This is a genomic window from Subsaximicrobium wynnwilliamsii (assembly GCF_007997225.1).
In the GTDB taxonomy this organism is placed as follows: domain Bacteria; phylum Bacteroidota; class Bacteroidia; order Flavobacteriales; family Flavobacteriaceae; genus Psychroserpens; species Psychroserpens wynnwilliamsii.
In genome coordinates, this window is the sequence record NZ_VORM01000005.1 from 223,150 (window position 1) to 238,520 (window position 15,371).

13 protein-coding genes are annotated in these 15,371 nt (G+C 39.1%); 7 read left to right on the forward strand and 6 right to left on the reverse strand.

Annotated elements, in window-relative coordinates; translation table 11 throughout:
* Positions 1-93: 93 nt before the first annotated feature.
* The 3 genes from ESY88_RS06810 to ESY88_RS06820 all read right to left on the reverse strand — a co-directional run bounded on the left by ESY88_RS06810 (position 94) and on the right by ESY88_RS06820 (position 2,955).
* Entirely contained in the window at positions 94-1,746 is a 1,653-nt protein-coding gene (locus tag ESY88_RS06810; protein ID WP_147085773.1) for a S41 family peptidase, read from the reverse strand.
* A 100-nt stretch (positions 1,747-1,846) separates the two neighbouring features.
* The gene (locus ESY88_RS06815; protein WP_147085774.1) at positions 1,847-2,473 is read right to left on the reverse strand and encodes a CPBP family intramembrane glutamic endopeptidase; all 627 of its coding nucleotides are present in this window, start codon (positions 2,471-2,473) and stop codon (positions 1,847-1,849) included.
* 17 nt (positions 2,474-2,490) lie between these two features.
* Positions 2,491-2,955: an Lrp/AsnC family transcriptional regulator gene (locus ESY88_RS06820; protein ID WP_147085775.1), complete on the reverse strand. Its 465-nt coding sequence runs from the start codon at positions 2,953-2,955 to the stop codon at positions 2,491-2,493.
* Positions 2,956-3,116: 161 nt separating this feature from the next.
* Between ESY88_RS06820 and ESY88_RS06825 the strand changes: the two genes are divergently transcribed.
* The 5 genes from ESY88_RS06825 (at position 3,117) to ESY88_RS06845 (ending at position 8,082) form a co-directional block, all read left to right on the forward strand.
* Positions 3,117-4,316: an aminotransferase class I/II-fold pyridoxal phosphate-dependent enzyme gene (locus tag ESY88_RS06825; protein WP_147085776.1), complete on the forward strand. Its 1,200-nt coding sequence runs from the start codon at positions 3,117-3,119 to the stop codon at positions 4,314-4,316.
* A gap of 314 nt (positions 4,317-4,630) precedes the next feature.
* Positions 4,631-6,304 carry a Na+/H+ antiporter NhaC family protein gene (locus tag ESY88_RS06830; RefSeq protein WP_147085777.1) on the forward strand — a complete coding sequence of 558 codons (1,674 nt, stop codon included), beginning with the start codon at positions 4,631-4,633 and terminating at the stop codon, positions 6,302-6,304.
* Between the two features lie 211 nt (positions 6,305-6,515).
* The gene (locus ESY88_RS06835) at positions 6,516-7,160 is read left to right on the forward strand and encodes a peroxiredoxin (protein ID WP_189702543.1); all 645 of its coding nucleotides are present in this window, start codon (positions 6,516-6,518) and stop codon (positions 7,158-7,160) included.
* Positions 7,161-7,241: 81 nt separating this feature from the next.
* Positions 7,242-7,550 carry a thioredoxin family protein gene (locus ESY88_RS06840; protein ID WP_147085778.1) on the forward strand — a complete coding sequence of 103 codons (309 nt, stop codon included), beginning with the start codon at positions 7,242-7,244 and terminating at the stop codon, positions 7,548-7,550.
* Positions 7,551-7,824: 274 nt separating this feature from the next.
* Positions 7,825-8,082 carry a DUF6952 family protein gene (locus ESY88_RS06845; RefSeq protein ID WP_147085779.1) on the forward strand — a complete coding sequence of 86 codons (258 nt, stop codon included), beginning with the start codon at positions 7,825-7,827 and terminating at the stop codon, positions 8,080-8,082.
* Positions 8,083-8,230: 148 nt separating this feature from the next.
* Here ESY88_RS06845 and katG read toward each other — a convergent pair whose 3' ends face one another.
* Both katG and ESY88_RS06855 read right to left on the reverse strand, forming a co-directional pair.
* Entirely contained in the window at positions 8,231-10,483 is a 2,253-nt protein-coding gene (gene katG, locus ESY88_RS06850; RefSeq protein WP_147085780.1) for a catalase/peroxidase HPI, read from the reverse strand.
* Between the two features lie 210 nt (positions 10,484-10,693).
* Positions 10,694-11,350 carry a fasciclin domain-containing protein gene (locus ESY88_RS06855; protein ID WP_147085781.1) on the reverse strand — a complete coding sequence of 219 codons (657 nt, stop codon included), beginning with the start codon at positions 11,348-11,350 and terminating at the stop codon, positions 10,694-10,696.
* Positions 11,351-11,602: 252 nt separating this feature from the next.
* On the opposite strand from ESY88_RS06855, the gene ESY88_RS06860 reads away from it, so the two are divergent.
* Complete coding sequence (locus ESY88_RS06860) at positions 11,603-11,854, forward strand: putative signal transducing protein (protein ID WP_147085782.1); 252 nt, start codon at positions 11,603-11,605, stop codon at positions 11,852-11,854.
* A 149-nt stretch (positions 11,855-12,003) separates the two neighbouring features.
* Here ESY88_RS06860 and ESY88_RS06865 read toward each other — a convergent pair whose 3' ends face one another.
* Positions 12,004-13,629, reverse strand: a complete 1,626-nt coding sequence (locus tag ESY88_RS06865) for an ABC-F family ATP-binding cassette domain-containing protein (protein ID WP_147085783.1) — start codon at positions 13,627-13,629, stop codon at positions 12,004-12,006.
* Positions 13,630-13,868: 239 nt separating this feature from the next.
* Between ESY88_RS06865 and ESY88_RS06870 the strand changes: the two genes are divergently transcribed.
* Positions 13,869-15,284, forward strand: coding sequence for a TlpA family protein disulfide reductase (locus ESY88_RS06870; RefSeq protein WP_147085784.1), 1,416 nt, complete (start codon positions 13,869-13,871; stop codon positions 15,282-15,284).
* The last annotated feature ends 87 nt before the right edge of the window (positions 15,285-15,371 follow it).

The window sequence follows — 15,371 nt, forward strand, 5'->3', positions numbered from 1 at the left end:
TTAGATTTTATAGTGCGATTCCCTCCCAATAGTTCTTGGGATGTTGAGAACTGCGGTGCAAAAATACGACTTTGATTAAAGATTTGCGAATTTTTAAAACCTATAATTAGCAGCATTATTGATTCCCTTTTTTGCTTCAATATCTTTTAAAACCCATTCTAACTCTGGATCAATATGGTTGAGCCTATCTTGGTAAGTTGGGATAATCTCAACATCTGGTTTTACACCATAACCATCTGTATCTACTTTTTGCTTTGTGTCTATTTTCATCAAGCCTATTCTTACTTCCACCTTTGTGTTAGGCAATTCGTAGATTTTAAATAATCCCGCTACTGTACCATTATAAGCACCTCCTGTTTCTTCTCCTACAAAAGTAGCTCTATTGGTTCCATGCAATTGTGATGCAAGTACCGATGAGGCTGAAAATGAATTTCCATTGATTAACACATAAACTTTCCCGTTAAAATTCAATGGTTTTGGTTCTTGCTCTTGAGCCGATTTAAATTTACGGTAAAGCTGACCATCTTTTTTACTTACCCGAAGCACATCTGCCATAGCCAAACCAGGTGATAACAGGCCAGCAAACATCTTAAGACCTAACGAATTTGAATTACTCATCAAACTTTTTAGAATGGGAAATCTAGTATTGGTTTCACTTTTATTTAAAAATGTATAATTTTCATCTGTGAGATACCCGTACAAATACTCGATTTCATTTAAACGTCCTCCAAAATTATTCCTCAAGTCTAAGATAAGTATTTCGGTTTTGAGTGAATCCAATACTGTAAAGGTGTCATCGTAAAACCCCTTATAATTTCCATTTTGAAATCCTTTGATCTTAATCATTGCCACTGTGCTGTCCTTACCTACAAAGTTTAAGTTTCTAGTGTAGTTTTTCACGTTTGGCATGTTTGGTGTTGGCACAAAACCATATTTGCTATTATATTTTCGTTTGGCTTTATTCTCTAATTTTTTTGCTTTTCGTTCAGCTTTAGTCAGTTTTGGCTTTGTCTTATTTGCCAGTTTAATAGAATCTCTTTTGATGGAATCGTTCTTTATTTGAAGTTGGTCTCTCAAAGGTCTTCTCTTATAATTTTTAACAAATGTAGAATCTGCATTTCTTAAGGTTAATGAAATACTATCAAAACGTCCTTTATCACTTGCATAATAGCGTAAAAAACGATTGCCAACTACACGGTTATGAAATGTGGTATTGTAGCCATCCGAAGCAATCAAATCTTTATACTTTCTAATCAAATCTTGAGATGATTCGTCTTCAATTTTTAAAATTTCAGCATTGATTAAAACAGAATCCTTACCCACAGCATCAGTGATAAATAGCTTACCGTCCAAATACTCAAAACTTAGATAACTAATATCAAAACGAGTCTTTAGGAGTTCCTTTCGTTGATCCCTAGATAATTTTGTACTAGGAGGTGAAATTGACGTGTGACCTTGACCAATATGTTTAGTAACCATTGCTAATTGCTTATAAAACGTACGACCATCCATGGGTTCATTGATCGCCTTTTTTAGGCTGTCAAACTTAAAATCCAACGTTTCTTTAGGGACATATTGATATAATCGTGGGTGATGACGTTGGAGTTGCGTGTATGCTTTATCAATATCTTCATGCACATCTTTAACGGGATGAAGTTGTGTAACTTGTAAGTTGTACTTTTCTATACTTCCACAAGAGACCAAAACGATGAGCGTACAAAGCGTTAATACTATTTTTTTAATCATGTTGACTATATGTAATTAAGGATTGTGATACTGGTTTGTACTTTATAGACGCAAAAAAATGGATAATGGTTGCTTTGACATTTTTTTTATACTGAAATAGTTACGACGGAAACCCAAGCATGTCACCCATCCCTACCGTAAACAACCAGCACCCATAAATGGCGTGTTCTAAAGAAACCAATAGCGTTGATTTTGTTTTTTTATAAGTTAAGGCGAACAATAGTCCACCAACGAAGGTCAGGACCATGACCAGCACATTGCCGAAGAACAGATGCGCCAAAGAAAATAAAGCAGCATTTAAAAGTATGAAGCCCATTTCATTTTTAACCAATGATTGATACCGCTTAAAAAACAAGGTTCTATAAATGAGCTCCTGAGGATACACCGAAAAAAGACTGTAAAAAAACAGAATGGCGAGCCACAATAAAGGTTTATTAAGTACGACCATATAAAGATTTTGGCGATCTACAAACCACATATACAAGGTGGTGAGCACAGCAATGATTACCAATTGGCTGAAAGTACGTTGCAAAAATGACCTCCAATTAATTTGTGCTGCGATTTCAAACTTGATCTTTTCAACGCGCATCAACACAAACAAGACGTATAAAAACCCGATCGTCCCAATCGTCATTTTTAACCAAATTGCATAATCAATGGCGAAACTTACCGGTATAAAAATAAAAATTATAAATAATTCGGAAATTTTATAAACGTAGGATTGCATTTTCTAAAGTTATAAATTTAAACGACACTAATTGCAGTGGTATGTTTGACTTCGCTAATCATAAAAGCGCTGTGGGTACTCCCAATATGACTAATGCTGGTCAACTTCTCAACCATGAATTTCCGAAACTCCTCCATGTCGCCAACCAGCACTTTCAACAAGTAATCGTAATCACCACTGGTATGGTAACACTCTAAAACCTCCTTGAGTTTAATGACTTCCTTTTCAAATTGCCTCACATGATCCTGGGTATGTTGCGTCAATTTAATGCTACAAAAGCTCACAAAACTTTTGTTGACCTTGCTTTTATCTACCAAGGCCACGTATTTGGAAATGACCTGGGCACGCTCCAATTTTTTGATGCGCTCATAAACCGCGGTCACGGAAAGATTAAGTTGCAGTGCCAGTTGTTTGTTGGTTTGTTTGCTGTCGTTCTGCAATATCTTCAGCAGCATTTTATCTATGGGATCTAAGTTTGTCATTTTTGAAAGATTTTCGGGATTGGGTTTTGCATCTCAACAAAATAACAATTAAAATCTATAACAATCCGTTTAATTAGTTTTATATGCTGAATAATGAGTCTTCCATTGATAAATCATCTAATAGTTCGCATATTTGGTGTCTAACTATAAATTTATTAGCAATGGCATTTAAACCCGCAAATAATATCCAGGATTTACAATATTTTGGCGAATTTGGAGGCGTCAATCCTTCAATTTCCGATTCTTCCACCTATACATTTTTGTCTGCAAAGACCATGTTTGATACCTTTGAGGGCAATGCCGACGGGTGTTATCTCTACTCACGGCACTCCTCGCCTTCCAATTTGTATTTAGGCGAAGCCTTAGCAGCTATGGAAGGCACCGAAACAGCAAATGTCTCGGCCTCTGGCATGGGCGCCATCTCTCCGGTATTGATGCAATTATGTGGGGCTGGCGAACATATTGTTTCTAGCCGAACGATTTACGGAGGCACCTATGCCTTTCTAAAAAACTTTATCCCTCGATTTAAGGTAAGCACCTCATTTGTGGATATTACCAATTTGGAAGCCGTTGAGGCTGCCATCAACAAAAACACCAAAGTCTTGTATTGCGAATCGGTAAGCAATCCCCTATTGGAAGTTGCAGATATTAAAGGTCTGGCAGAAATCGCTAAACGTCACCATTTGCAATTAGTGGTCGATAATACGTTTTCGCCGCTATCCATTTCACCCGCGCAATTGGGCGCTGATATTGTAATTCACAGTTTGACCAAGTTCATCAATGGCTCCAGTGACACTGTAGGTGGTGTGGTTTGTGGCACTCAGGAATTCATCAACGAATTGCGAAGCGTAAACGATGGCGCTTCTATGCTGTTGGGTTCTACAATGGACAGCTTGCGCGCGGCTTCGGTTTTAAAAAACTTGAGAACGCTGCACATTCGCATGCAACAGCACAGTCACAACGCCAATTATTTGGCTGAAAAATTTGAACACGACGGACTCAAAACCGTTTATCCAGGTTTAGCTTCCCATCCATCGCACCAATTATTCAAATCGATGATGAACGAAAAATATGGATATGGCGGTATGCTTACCATTGATGTTGGCAGTTTGGATAAGGCCAATGCGCTCATGGAGATGATGCAAAACGAAAATCTGGGGTATTTGGCAGTAAGCCTTGGGTTTTACAAAACCTTGTTCTCTGCTCCAAGCAGCTCTACATCTTCTGAAATTTCTGAAGAAGAGCAGGCTGAAATGGGCTTAAGCGACGGCCTCATTCGATTTTCAATTGGCTTGGATGCCGATATTGAGCGTACCTATCAAGTGATGCGTTCTTGTATGGAAAAATTGGATATTTTATAAATCAAAAAACAAGACTTTTTACTTTAAATGGGCTCATTGTGAGTTGGCTTCAAACATTACAGCAAAAGGACAGAAAACATAAATTGGCTACTTACTCGCTTTAGGGTTTCTGTCATAAGTCCTTAATAAAACCTAGCAACTAACAGACTCATAACTCGAGTCTGTTTTTTATTAAAACATAGCCTCTAAAATAACAACCTAAAACTCCAATTTACTTGATTTTTATATTCGTTAGGATTTAGAACACAATGTCGCAATTTGCAGAATAGCCAACATTATTGTAACATTACGAGACCAAAAACTAAATCTTATTTATGGAAGACGATAAAAATAGTTCAGAATTCGAAGCAGGTGGACAGCATATCGTTGAAAATAGGGAACTTAATCTTTTTGAGGCGCTCATTCCGGTTGTGATTTTGATGGGAATGCTGGCCTATAATATTTTTTTCGTTGAAGGCCAAGAATGGTTTGGCACTTATACCAATCAAATTATCCTGTTATTGGGTGGTGGAGTTGCCGCCGTGGTTGGATTTTTCAATAAAGTCCGATTTAAAAGGATGCTAAAGGAAATCTGGGAAAATCTCCAAAGTGTTTTTGTACCCATCATGATTCTGTTCCTCGTAGGTGCTTTGGCAGGCACCTGGCTTATTAGTGGCGTCATCCCTGCCATGGTCTATTACGGTCTCCAAGTCTTGAGTCCGGCGATATTTTTGCCGGCTTCCGTAGTGATTGCGGCGGTCATTTCCATAGCCACTGGAAGTTCCTGGACCACATCGGCCACCGTTGGCATTGCCTTAGTTGGCATTGGCACAGCTTTGGGCATCAATCCTGGGATGATTGCTGGAGCAGTGATTTCCGGCGCTTATTTTGGAGATAAAATGTCCCCTTTGAGTGACACAACCAATTTGGCACCTGCCATGGCGGGAACCGATTTGTTCACCCACATAAAATACATGGCATTTACCACCGTGCCAACAATTTTGATTACGCTAATTGTCTTCGGAATCATTAGCGCTTCCTTGCAAACCACCGGTAATGCTGATATCTCGCAAATTCTCGAAACCATAGCTGCAACCTTCAACATCACACCTTGGCTTTTTTTAGTGCCAATTGCAGTGGTGGGTTTGATTCTTTTAAAAACCAAACCACTTATCGCACTGGGGACTGGCGTGGTATTAGCCGGCATCTTTGCGTTCGTTTTTCAACCAGAGGTTCTTGAAAATGTGACGGGTTCAAAAACCGAAACCATAGTAAAAGCGGTACTTACCGATACTAATATCCCAATTGATGACAAATCTTACACGGCTAACCTCAATGAACAAGATCGTGAGGCCATAGCCAACAATGCCGATCTCGCTCCTTTATTTAAAGAGGGTGGTATCGAAAAAAACTTTAGCGATGAAGAATTGGCAAAACTCTTTTCTGAAACCACTTATGACCAAGCCACCTTGGATGAAAAAGTGGATAGCATTAGTAAATTATTGACCATCGATAAACTGAAACAACTTTTTGGTTCCGGCGGCATGGAAGGCATGATTTGGACGATACTATTGATTTGCTGTGCCATGGTTTTTGGTGGTATTATGGATGCTATTGGCGCACTTGCACGCGTTACAAAGGCGCTGCTCTCGGTGGCTTCGTCTATTTTCGGATTGTTCGCCAGTACCGTTGCCAGTTGTATTGGCTTAAACATAGTGGCTTCAGACCAATACCTAGCCATCGTTATCCCTGGCAAGATGTTCAAAAAAGCCTTTGAGGACCGCGATTTGGCGCCTGAGAACTTGAGTCGTACCTTGGAAGATTCTGGGACGGTAACTTCAGTACTTATTCCATGGAATACCTGTGGCGCCTATCAATCTGGTGTTTTGGGTGTTGGTGTTGGTGAGTACTTTTTCTATGCAATATTCAATTGGTTGAGTCCGTTTATGACCTTAACTTTTGCAGCTTTGTCAATTAAGATACGAATGCGCTCAAAGACTAATTCCTAAATTCTCAATAAACAAAAGCCATTATTCGTGTTTTCGAATATTCCGACCTCTAAAATCATGAATTTAGCACAAACTGCCATACTTTCACTTAACTATTAACTTTTGCTATTCGATTATAATTTTTCATAATCAATTCCTATGGAAACAGCCTCCTTTGTTGTCTATCTTTGTCGTAGTTAAAACAAACATAAATAACAAAAAATTTAAGATAATGGCATTAGTAGGAAAACAGTTCCCAGACATCAATGTAAACGCAATGAATGATATGGGAGACACGTTTAAATTAAACGTTCTAGAAGAAGCAGTAAACAATAAGAAAAAAGTGGTTTTATTTTGGTATCCAAAGGATTTTACCTTCGTGTGCCCAACAGAACTTCACGCTTTTCAATCTGCTATCAAAGAATTTGAAAAAAGAAATACGCTAGTAATTGGCGCCTCTTGTGACACTCCAGAAGTACATTTCGCATGGTTGAGCACTGCCAAAGATAACGGTGGTATTGAAGGTGTAACTTATCCAATCCTTGCAGATTCAAACAGAAATCTTTCAAGTGTTCTAGGTATCTTGGATATCCAAAACGAAGTTTACGACGAAAAAACAGATAGTATGCAAGTTGAAGGTGACAATGTCACTTATAGAGCAACTTATATTATCGATGAAGAAGGTAAGATTGTACATGAAAGTGTTAATGATATGCCACTTGGTCGTAATGTAAATGAATATTTACGCTTGATTGATGCTTACACACACGTTCAAGAAAAAGGTGAAGTATGTCCTGCAAATTGGGAAGATGGCCAAGCAGCCATGCAACCAAATGCAAATAGCACAAAAGAATATTTAAAAGCTCAATTGAACTAAGCTTTGATAGCTTAAATCATTTTTCAAATCCCAAATTAATTTAGTTTGGGATTTGACTTTTAACAACTAAAAACAAGACACATGGTACAGGAATTAGAAAAAGATAATTTAAAGGAAATCATTTCAGAAAATGATATTGTAATGGTACAATATTCAGCGACGTGGTGCGGCAATTGCAAAATCATGAAGCCTAAGTTCAAAAAACTGGCAACAGAACACGAGAATGCGAGTTTTGTAATCGCTGATGCTGAAAAGTTTCCAGAAAGTAGAACTTTGGCAAAAGTGGACAATCTTCCAACCTTTGCTTTGTTCAAGAATGGCGAATTGGTAAATCAAGTACAAACCAACAAATTTGACGTACTGAAGGAGTTGGTGGCTGAAATGAATTGAGGGCGAAATAGACGGAAGACGGAAGATTGAAGACGGAAGACGGAAGATTGAAGACGGAAGACGGAAGACGGAAGACGGAAGATTGAAGGCGGAAGACTGAAGACTGAAGACTGAAGACTGAAGACTTAAGACTTAAGACTTAAGACGGAAGATAAGTGCAATTAAAAAAATGAGCTCCAATTGGTCTTAAGTCATAAGCTTATTCGTCCTGAGTACTTATTTAAATCTATTGACATAACTTTTAAACCACCCGATTTACTTCGGAAGAACTATTATGAAACTACCAGTAATAAAACACCTTACCGATTTTATAGAAGCCAACGATGAGGACTTTATCAATGAAACCATTGAAACCTTGGAGGCTTTGACGGAAGTACCTTCTTTAAAGGACGAAGAGCTCGATGTGATTGGTGAATTAATCTCCAACATGTATGGTGCACTTGAAGTTCATAAAATGATCAAGGATGGCACACCGCGAAAAGAAGCGCTCAATGCGTTTATGAAACGGGTTTTGGGCTCCATTGATAAGTAGGTATGAGCTGTGAGGAATTTGGGATTAGGAATTAGGAATGTAGTAATTTTAGATTCGTCAAATCCTAAACTTTGTACTTCAAAAACGAAAAAAAATCCACTTTACATTAATTTGTAAAGTGGATTTTTTTCGGTTTATTCCAATACTGTTATCTCAAATCGAAACGGTCTAGATTCATAACCTTGCTCCAGGCTGCGACAAAGTCCTTCACAAATTTTGCTTCAGAATCTACGCTGCCATAGGCTTCAGAAACCGCTCTCAGTTCAGAATTGGATCCAAAAATCAAATCGGCTCGAGTGCCTGTGTATTTCATTGTGCCCGATTTACGGTCGCGACCTATAAAAGCTTTGTCTTCAGAAGTCGCTGCTTTCCAGGTCAAAGAAAGATCTAAGAGATTCTTAAAGAAATCATTGCTCAATGTGCCAACACGCTCAGTGAACACGCCATAGTTGGTACCGCTATGATTAGCGCCCAATACGCGTAAACCACCCACCAAAACAGCGAGTTCTGGCACGGTAAGGGTTAATAATTGAGCACGATCAACAAGCGCCTCTTCTGGAGCCAACTTTTGATGCTCGTTCATGAAATTTCTAAAGCCATCGGCTTTGGGCTCTAAATAGCCGAAGGAATCGATATCCGTTTGCTCTTGAGTAGCATCGGTTCGTCCTGCATGAAAAGGCACTTCGATTTCGTGACCAGCAGCTTTAGCAGATTTCTCAACTCCGGCGCAACCTGCCAACACGATCAAATCTGCCATTGAGATTTTTTTGTTGCCCAATTGGCTTCCGTTGAAATCGGCTTGAACACGTTTCAATGCTGTCAATACCTTATCCAATTGTTCTGGGTTGTTGACCTCCCAATTTTTCTGCGGAAGCAAACAAATTCGAGCCCCATTGGCACCACCTCGTTTATCGGAATCTCTATAGGTAGAAGCGGAAGCCCAAGCTGTGGTCACTAATTCTGAAACCGACAAACCTGAATCCAACACCAATTGCTTCAAATGTTTGATATCGCTAGCGTCTACAAGATCATGATCCACTTTAGGGATGGGATCTTGCCATAATAGTTCTTCTTGCGGCACATCAGGACCTAAATAACGTGAAACGGGTCCCATATCACGGTGGGTTAATTTATACCAGGCTTTTGCAAAAGCATCTTCAAAGGCTTTATGATCTTTATGGAAACGTTTTGAAATCTCCAAATATTTAGGATCCACTTTGAAACCAATATCGGCCGTGGTCATCATCAATTGCTGTTTCTTGGAAGCATCGCCGGCCATGGGTGCCATTCTAGCCTGAGAAGCTTCAGTTGGTCGCCATTGGTGTGCGCCAGCAGGACTTTTGGTCAATTCCCAATCATAATTCAACAAGACCTCAAAATAATCGTGATCCCATTGAATTGGGTTTGGCGTCCACGCCCCTTCCAGTCCACTGGTAATGGCGTCATCCAAAACTCCAGATTTATAGGAATTTCTCCAACCCATACTCATTTCCTCAATCCCTGCCGAGGCGGGTTCCACATCCACATATACTGATGGATCTGCTGCACCGTGCGCTTTTCCGAAGGTATGTCCGCCAGCAGATAAAGCCAAGGTTTCTTCATCATTCATGGCCATCCTGCCAAAGGTTTCCCTAACATTTGCCGCTGAGCCCATCGGGTCTGGATTGCCATTTGGCCCCTCAGGGTTCACATAGATCCAACCCATTAAAGTTGCAGAGAGTGGTGCTTCCAATTCACCATCAGCATAGCGCTCGTCATTGGCACCCCATTCGGTCTCACTTCCCCAATAGATATCCTGCTCTGGCTCCCAAACATCCTCGCGCCCTCCTGCAAATCCGAAGGGTTTGAAACCCATAGATTCCAAAGCACAATTACCTGCCAAGATCATCAAATCGGCCCAAGATATTTTTCTGCCGTATTTTTGTTTTATCGGCCATAGCAACAAGCGCGCCTTATCTAAATTACCATTATCTGGCCAGCTATTAATTGGTGCAAAACGTTGATTTCCCGCTGAAGCTCCTCCTCTTCCATCTCCAATACGATAGGTGCCGGCGCTGTGCCAAGCCATTCTAATCATGAGTCCGCCATAATGACCATAATCTGCAGGCCACCACTCTTGGGAATCGGTCATTAAATCAATCACGTCCTGCTTCAATGCTGAAAAATCCAAACTGTTGAATTCCTTTTTATAGTCAAAATCATCTCCCATAGGATTTGATTTGTTGCTGTGCTGCCTTAATATATTCAGTTTAAGTTCATTTGGCCACCAATCGCGGTTCGTTGTGCCACCACCTGCAGTTTTTTGATGCGGACTCCCCATAAACGGACATTGAGGCGCTTGCTCATTGATATCGAAATTTTTTCCTTGGGGAGCAGCGTTGCTTTCTGATTTATTTTCCATAATTGAAGGTTATTTTTGAGATTATTTTTAACTAAATTAGATAAAAACACTCAAAATGCTAATTAATTTGTCATATTATTATATTATTCGCAGATTGAGGAAATGAATAAAGGGGGTTTTAGGCGCAACTATCGCCATCCATTAAACAAAAAAATCCCGCCAAATAATGACGGGATTTTAATGAAATATATACTAATCTCAATGAAAGTCTTATGCTTTTGGCAAAACAACAGCATCCACAACGTGAATTACACCATTGGATTGGTTAACATCTGCGATAGTCACTTCAGCAGAATTTCCGTTTTCATCGGTAATATAGACTTTTCCGTTTTTTGCAGTGGCGATTAAATTTCCACCAGCAACGGTTGCTAATTTAGCTTCCCCGTTGTTGTCCGCTATCAATTTTCCAATTGATGCTGCCGAATAGTTTCCAGCAACGACGTGATATTTAAGAATGCTTTGCAATTGATCTTTATTTTCTGGCTTTAATAAAGTCGCCACTGTTCCTTCTGGTAAAGCTTCAAATGCTTCGTTAGTTGGCGCAAAGACCGTAAATGGACCTTCACTTGTTAAAGTCTCTACCAAGTCTGCTGCTTTTACTGCTGCTACCAATGTGGTATGATCTTTAGAATTAATGGCGTTCTCCACAATATTACGGGTTGGAAACATTTTAGCGCCTCCAACAGTTTTGACCTCTGCGTCTGGCATCATTGTTTTTTCAACAGACATCTTTTTATCCATTTTCTTTTCCACCTTATTGGCCATTTCCTTTTTGGTTTCTTTTTTCTCTTGGGCTGTACCGTTAAATCCTACAAACATGGTGGCAGAAAGTAATGCAATTCCGACTAATTTTTTTGAAGTTTTCATAATGCGTTTTTGATTTAATTAATTGTTGTTTGCCTTATCTACGCATCAATTAAAGTCATGGTTCCATTCAAGTACGATATTAACAGTTTATTAACCTAAGCTTGGGAAATTGTCATAATTGCAATAAATCCCCTAAATATTCGAAAAAGATTCAATAGTATTGCCATTTAAGTTAGAATTAAGCATTATTTATTTTAACTAGGTATACTTATTTTTTCGTAACTTGATTATTAATCAATAAAACTAAACATCATGTCTGAAACAGATTATACAAAGATTTTTGAAGGCAACTTCATCATCGTTCAACTCGCTATGGATAGACTTCACAGTGCTGGAATACAGGCCATTCTAAAAGACGAATCTGAATCTGGGCGACTCGCAGGTTTTGGATCTTCCATCCAAGGCTATCAAGAATTGTTTGTAAATAATGATGAGCTGGATCAAGCCAGACCTATCATAAGCGCGGTAAAAGAAGAATTGGAATCACGAGATATGGAGGGTTGATCCATATCCCCTTTATTGTTGCCTTTGATTTGAAGCAACAATTTAATAATCGTTTTTCAATTTAAAAGTATTGAGGAAATAGGACCTAGGCGTTTCTGGTGCTTTGCAGGACATGGCTCAACAGTTGACCCTAAGAGCTTCAAAGGAAACTAAGCTGTGACCGCATACATTTTATCGCGATGTTCCTTGATTTTCTTATCGTCCATATAGTCATCAAAAGTCATGAAGCGATCAATAACCCCATTTGGAGTCAACTCAATAACCCGGGTGGCCAAGGTTTGAGCAAATTCATGATCATGGGTGGTAAACATGATGGTGCCCTTAAAGTTTTTTAGGGAATTGTTAAAAGCGGTAATACTCTCCAAATCCAAATGGTTGGTGGGTTCATCCAACATCAAAACATTGGCTCTAACCATCATCATTCGGCTAAGCATACAGCGTACTTTTTCTCCACCAGACAATACATTGGAAGTTTTCAGGGCTTCCTCACCACTAAAAATCATTTTGCCCAAGAAGCCACGAATGTACACTTCTTCGCGCTCCTCTTCAGTCGTTGCCCACTGACGCAACCAATCGACTAAGCTTAAATTATTATCAAAAAACGAGCTGTTATCCAATGGCAAATAGGATTGTGAAGTGGTCACACCCCAAGAATATTTGCCAGAATCTGCTTTCTCTTTATTATTGATTATTTGGTAAAAAGCGCTTGTGGCGCGAGAATCTCTGGAGTAAACCACCACCTTGTCGCCTTTGTTCAAATTGATATCAATGTTATGGAATAGAACCTCACCGTCAAGCGAGGCCGATAAATTTTCAACACTTAGAATTTGGTCTCCTGCCTCACGATCGCGATCAAAAATGATTGCGGGATAACGTCTACTGGACGGTCTGATGTCTGAAATATTCAATTTATCAATCATCTTCTTTCTACTGGTCGCCTGTTTCGATTTGGCGACATTTGCAGAAAAACGTCTAATAAACTCTTCCAGTTCCTTTTTCTTCTCCTCGGCTTTCTTGTTTTGTTGTGAACGCTGTCTGGCGGCCAACTGCGAAGACTCATACCAAAACGAGTAGTTTCCTGAGAAATGATTGATTTTTCCGAAGTCAATGTCGGAGATATGCGTACAGACCGAATCTAAAAAGTGCCTGTCGTGAGAGACAACAATCACACAGTTTTCATAATTGGCAAGAAAGTGCTCCAACCAAGAGATGGTTTCATAATCCAAATCATTTGTAGGCTCATCCATGATCAAAACGTCTGGGTTTCCAAAAAGAGCCTGAGCCAAAAGCACGCGCACTTTTTGTTTACCATCCAAATCCTTCATCAAAGTATAATGATTCTCTTCTTTAATGCCAAGGTTAGACAACATTGCAGCTGCGTCACTGTCGGCATTCCAACCATTCATTTCTTCAAACTCGACTTGAAGCTCCCCAATTTTTTCAGCATTGTCATCGGTATAATTGGCATAGAGTGCATCAATTTCCGATTTCAGTTTGAATAAGGGCTTGTTACCAATCAAAACGGTCTCCAAAACGGAATGTTCATCATAAAGATTGTGGTCTTGCTCTAAAACCGACATGCGTTTGCTTGGCTCCAAATGCACATGACCAGAGGTTGGATCCTGCTTCCCTGCCAATATTTTTAAAAAAGTGGATTTCCCAGCACCATTGGCGCCAATGATTCCGTAGCAATTGCCATTGTGAAAAGTTGTGCTCACTTCGTCAAAAAGCACACGTTTACCAAATTGAACCGATAAGTTTGAAACTGATAGCATATCTAAAATTTTTAAAATTCAACTTTGACAACGCTCCTTATTCCGAAGAAAAAACTTCAAAGTTTGATTTTGCAAAAGTAAAAAATCCATTCCATTGTAAGAAACTTAAAGCGGTATTTTTACTACACAAAATGGACTATAAACACAGTCTATACAACATTTAACAACGTATTAACAAGACTTTTTAAAGCATACTCTATTTTTGTTAGATTCAAACTAATCTGACCATCGGTACTCCTGTGAAATTTTACGTAGTTGCTTTTTTGACGGCCTCACTTCTACTTAGTTGTGATGGTAAGTCAAAGGATAAAAACATTGTTTATTTGGGCGGCCAAATTGTAAACCCGAACAATAACTACATAACACTCAGCAATCCCAATACAGAAAAGGACACCATTTTTCTAGATCAAAACAATAGATTTTCTTACCAAATCAAGGATTTAACCCCTGGCCTGTACACCTTTACTCATGGTGGTGAGATGCAAACAGTGCTTTTAGAGCCTAGAGACAGCTTGCTTTTTAGATTAAATACCAACGATTTTGACGAATCCCTGGTTTATACTGGAAAGGGGTCCAAAAAGAACAATTTCTTGATCCAGGCATTTTTAAGAGACGAAATTGAAAATAAGGCGTTTAAAAACAGTCATCAACTAGAACCAGAAGCATTTGAGAAACACCTCGACAGTTTAAAAAGCTTGAAGCAAAAAAATCTAGATCGATTTTATGCAAGTTATGAAACCTCTGAGCTCTTCTATAAAATTGCCGATGCTGGGATTGCCTATAATTATTACGCTTACAAAGAAATGTACCCCTTTGGTTACTATGGGAATAACAAATTGATACACGTCAAAGATTTACCAGATGGCTTTTATGACTATCGATCCAATGTAAACTTCAACGATATCAATTTGACGGGTGTCTATGCCTACAATAATTTTTTGAATTGGTATTTTCACAATACAGCGCTCAAAAAATATTATCACAATGGTCAACACCTAGCCTTCAATAGACAGGCCTTAGATTACAACCTCGAGAAATTGAGACTAATTGATAGCGTAATTGAAAATGAGACCATTCAAAACTACGTGCTCAAATATGCCACACGTGAATTTATCTTCAATAGCTCAAGTGCAAATGAATCTTTAGCAATGCTAGACTCTTATATTGAAAAGAGCACCGATTTGAATGATAAGACCTATTTAACCAATCTGGCGTCATCAACCATTAAGTTGTATCCTGGCAACAAGTTACCAGAGATAGACGTGGTAGATTATAATAGCAACACGCGTAAATTAAGTGCTTTGATAAAACGCCCTACGGTAATTTACTGTTGGTCTTCCAATTTCAAAATGCATTACCGCAACAGTCATTATATGATGCGGTCCCTGAAGGCAAGGTATCCTGAAATGGACTATATCGCCATCAATATCAATGACATGAATTCCAGCTCTTGGAAAAAAACCTTGGAACAACTGGAGTATCCTACAGAGAACGAATATCTCTTCAAAAATCCCAATGAAGCCGTGCAAACCTTCGCAATTGCCTATTCCCACAAGGTAATCTTGGTGGATGCCGATGGAATACTCATAGAATCAAATGCCAACTTATTTAGCCCAAACATTGCAGAAAGTATTGAGAAGCTTATCAAAGAATAAAAGTCTCCAACAAAGCATTGGGATAAGCCATCAAAGGCTGTGGTTCTCAAATAAAAAATCCACCCAATGGTAAGTATTGACCAGATT

What these genes read in the sequence shown, in the direction of transcription:
- ESY88_RS06860 (WP_147085782.1), top strand. Translation starts at nt 11,603, where the DNA reads ATGTCTGAAACAGATTATACAAAGATTTTTGAAGGCAACTTCATCATC.
- katG (WP_147085780.1), bottom strand. Translation starts at nt 10,483, where the DNA reads ATGGAAAATAAATCAGAAAGCAACGCTGCTCCCCAAGGAAAAAATTTC.
- ESY88_RS06835 (WP_189702543.1), top strand. Translation starts at nt 6,516, where the DNA reads ATGGCATTAGTAGGAAAACAGTTCCCAGACATCAATGTAAACGCAATG.
- ESY88_RS06840 (WP_147085778.1), top strand. Translation starts at nt 7,242, where the DNA reads ATGGTACAGGAATTAGAAAAAGATAATTTAAAGGAAATCATTTCAGAA.
- ESY88_RS06810 (WP_147085773.1), bottom strand. Translation starts at nt 1,746, where the DNA reads ATGATTAAAAAAATAGTATTAACGCTTTGTACGCTCATCGTTTTGGTC.
- ESY88_RS06830 (WP_147085777.1), top strand. Translation starts at nt 4,631, where the DNA reads ATGGAAGACGATAAAAATAGTTCAGAATTCGAAGCAGGTGGACAGCAT.
- ESY88_RS06865 (WP_147085783.1), bottom strand. Translation starts at nt 13,629, where the DNA reads ATGCTATCAGTTTCAAACTTATCGGTTCAATTTGGTAAACGTGTGCTT.
- ESY88_RS06845 (WP_147085779.1), top strand. Translation starts at nt 7,825, where the DNA reads ATGAAACTACCAGTAATAAAACACCTTACCGATTTTATAGAAGCCAAC.
- ESY88_RS06825 (WP_147085776.1), top strand. Translation starts at nt 3,117, where the DNA reads ATGGCATTTAAACCCGCAAATAATATCCAGGATTTACAATATTTTGGC.
- ESY88_RS06855 (WP_147085781.1), bottom strand. Translation starts at nt 11,350, where the DNA reads ATGAAAACTTCAAAAAAATTAGTCGGAATTGCATTACTTTCTGCCACC.
- ESY88_RS06815 (WP_147085774.1), bottom strand. Translation starts at nt 2,473, where the DNA reads ATGCAATCCTACGTTTATAAAATTTCCGAATTATTTATAATTTTTATT.
- ESY88_RS06820 (WP_147085775.1), bottom strand. Translation starts at nt 2,955, where the DNA reads ATGACAAACTTAGATCCCATAGATAAAATGCTGCTGAAGATATTGCAG.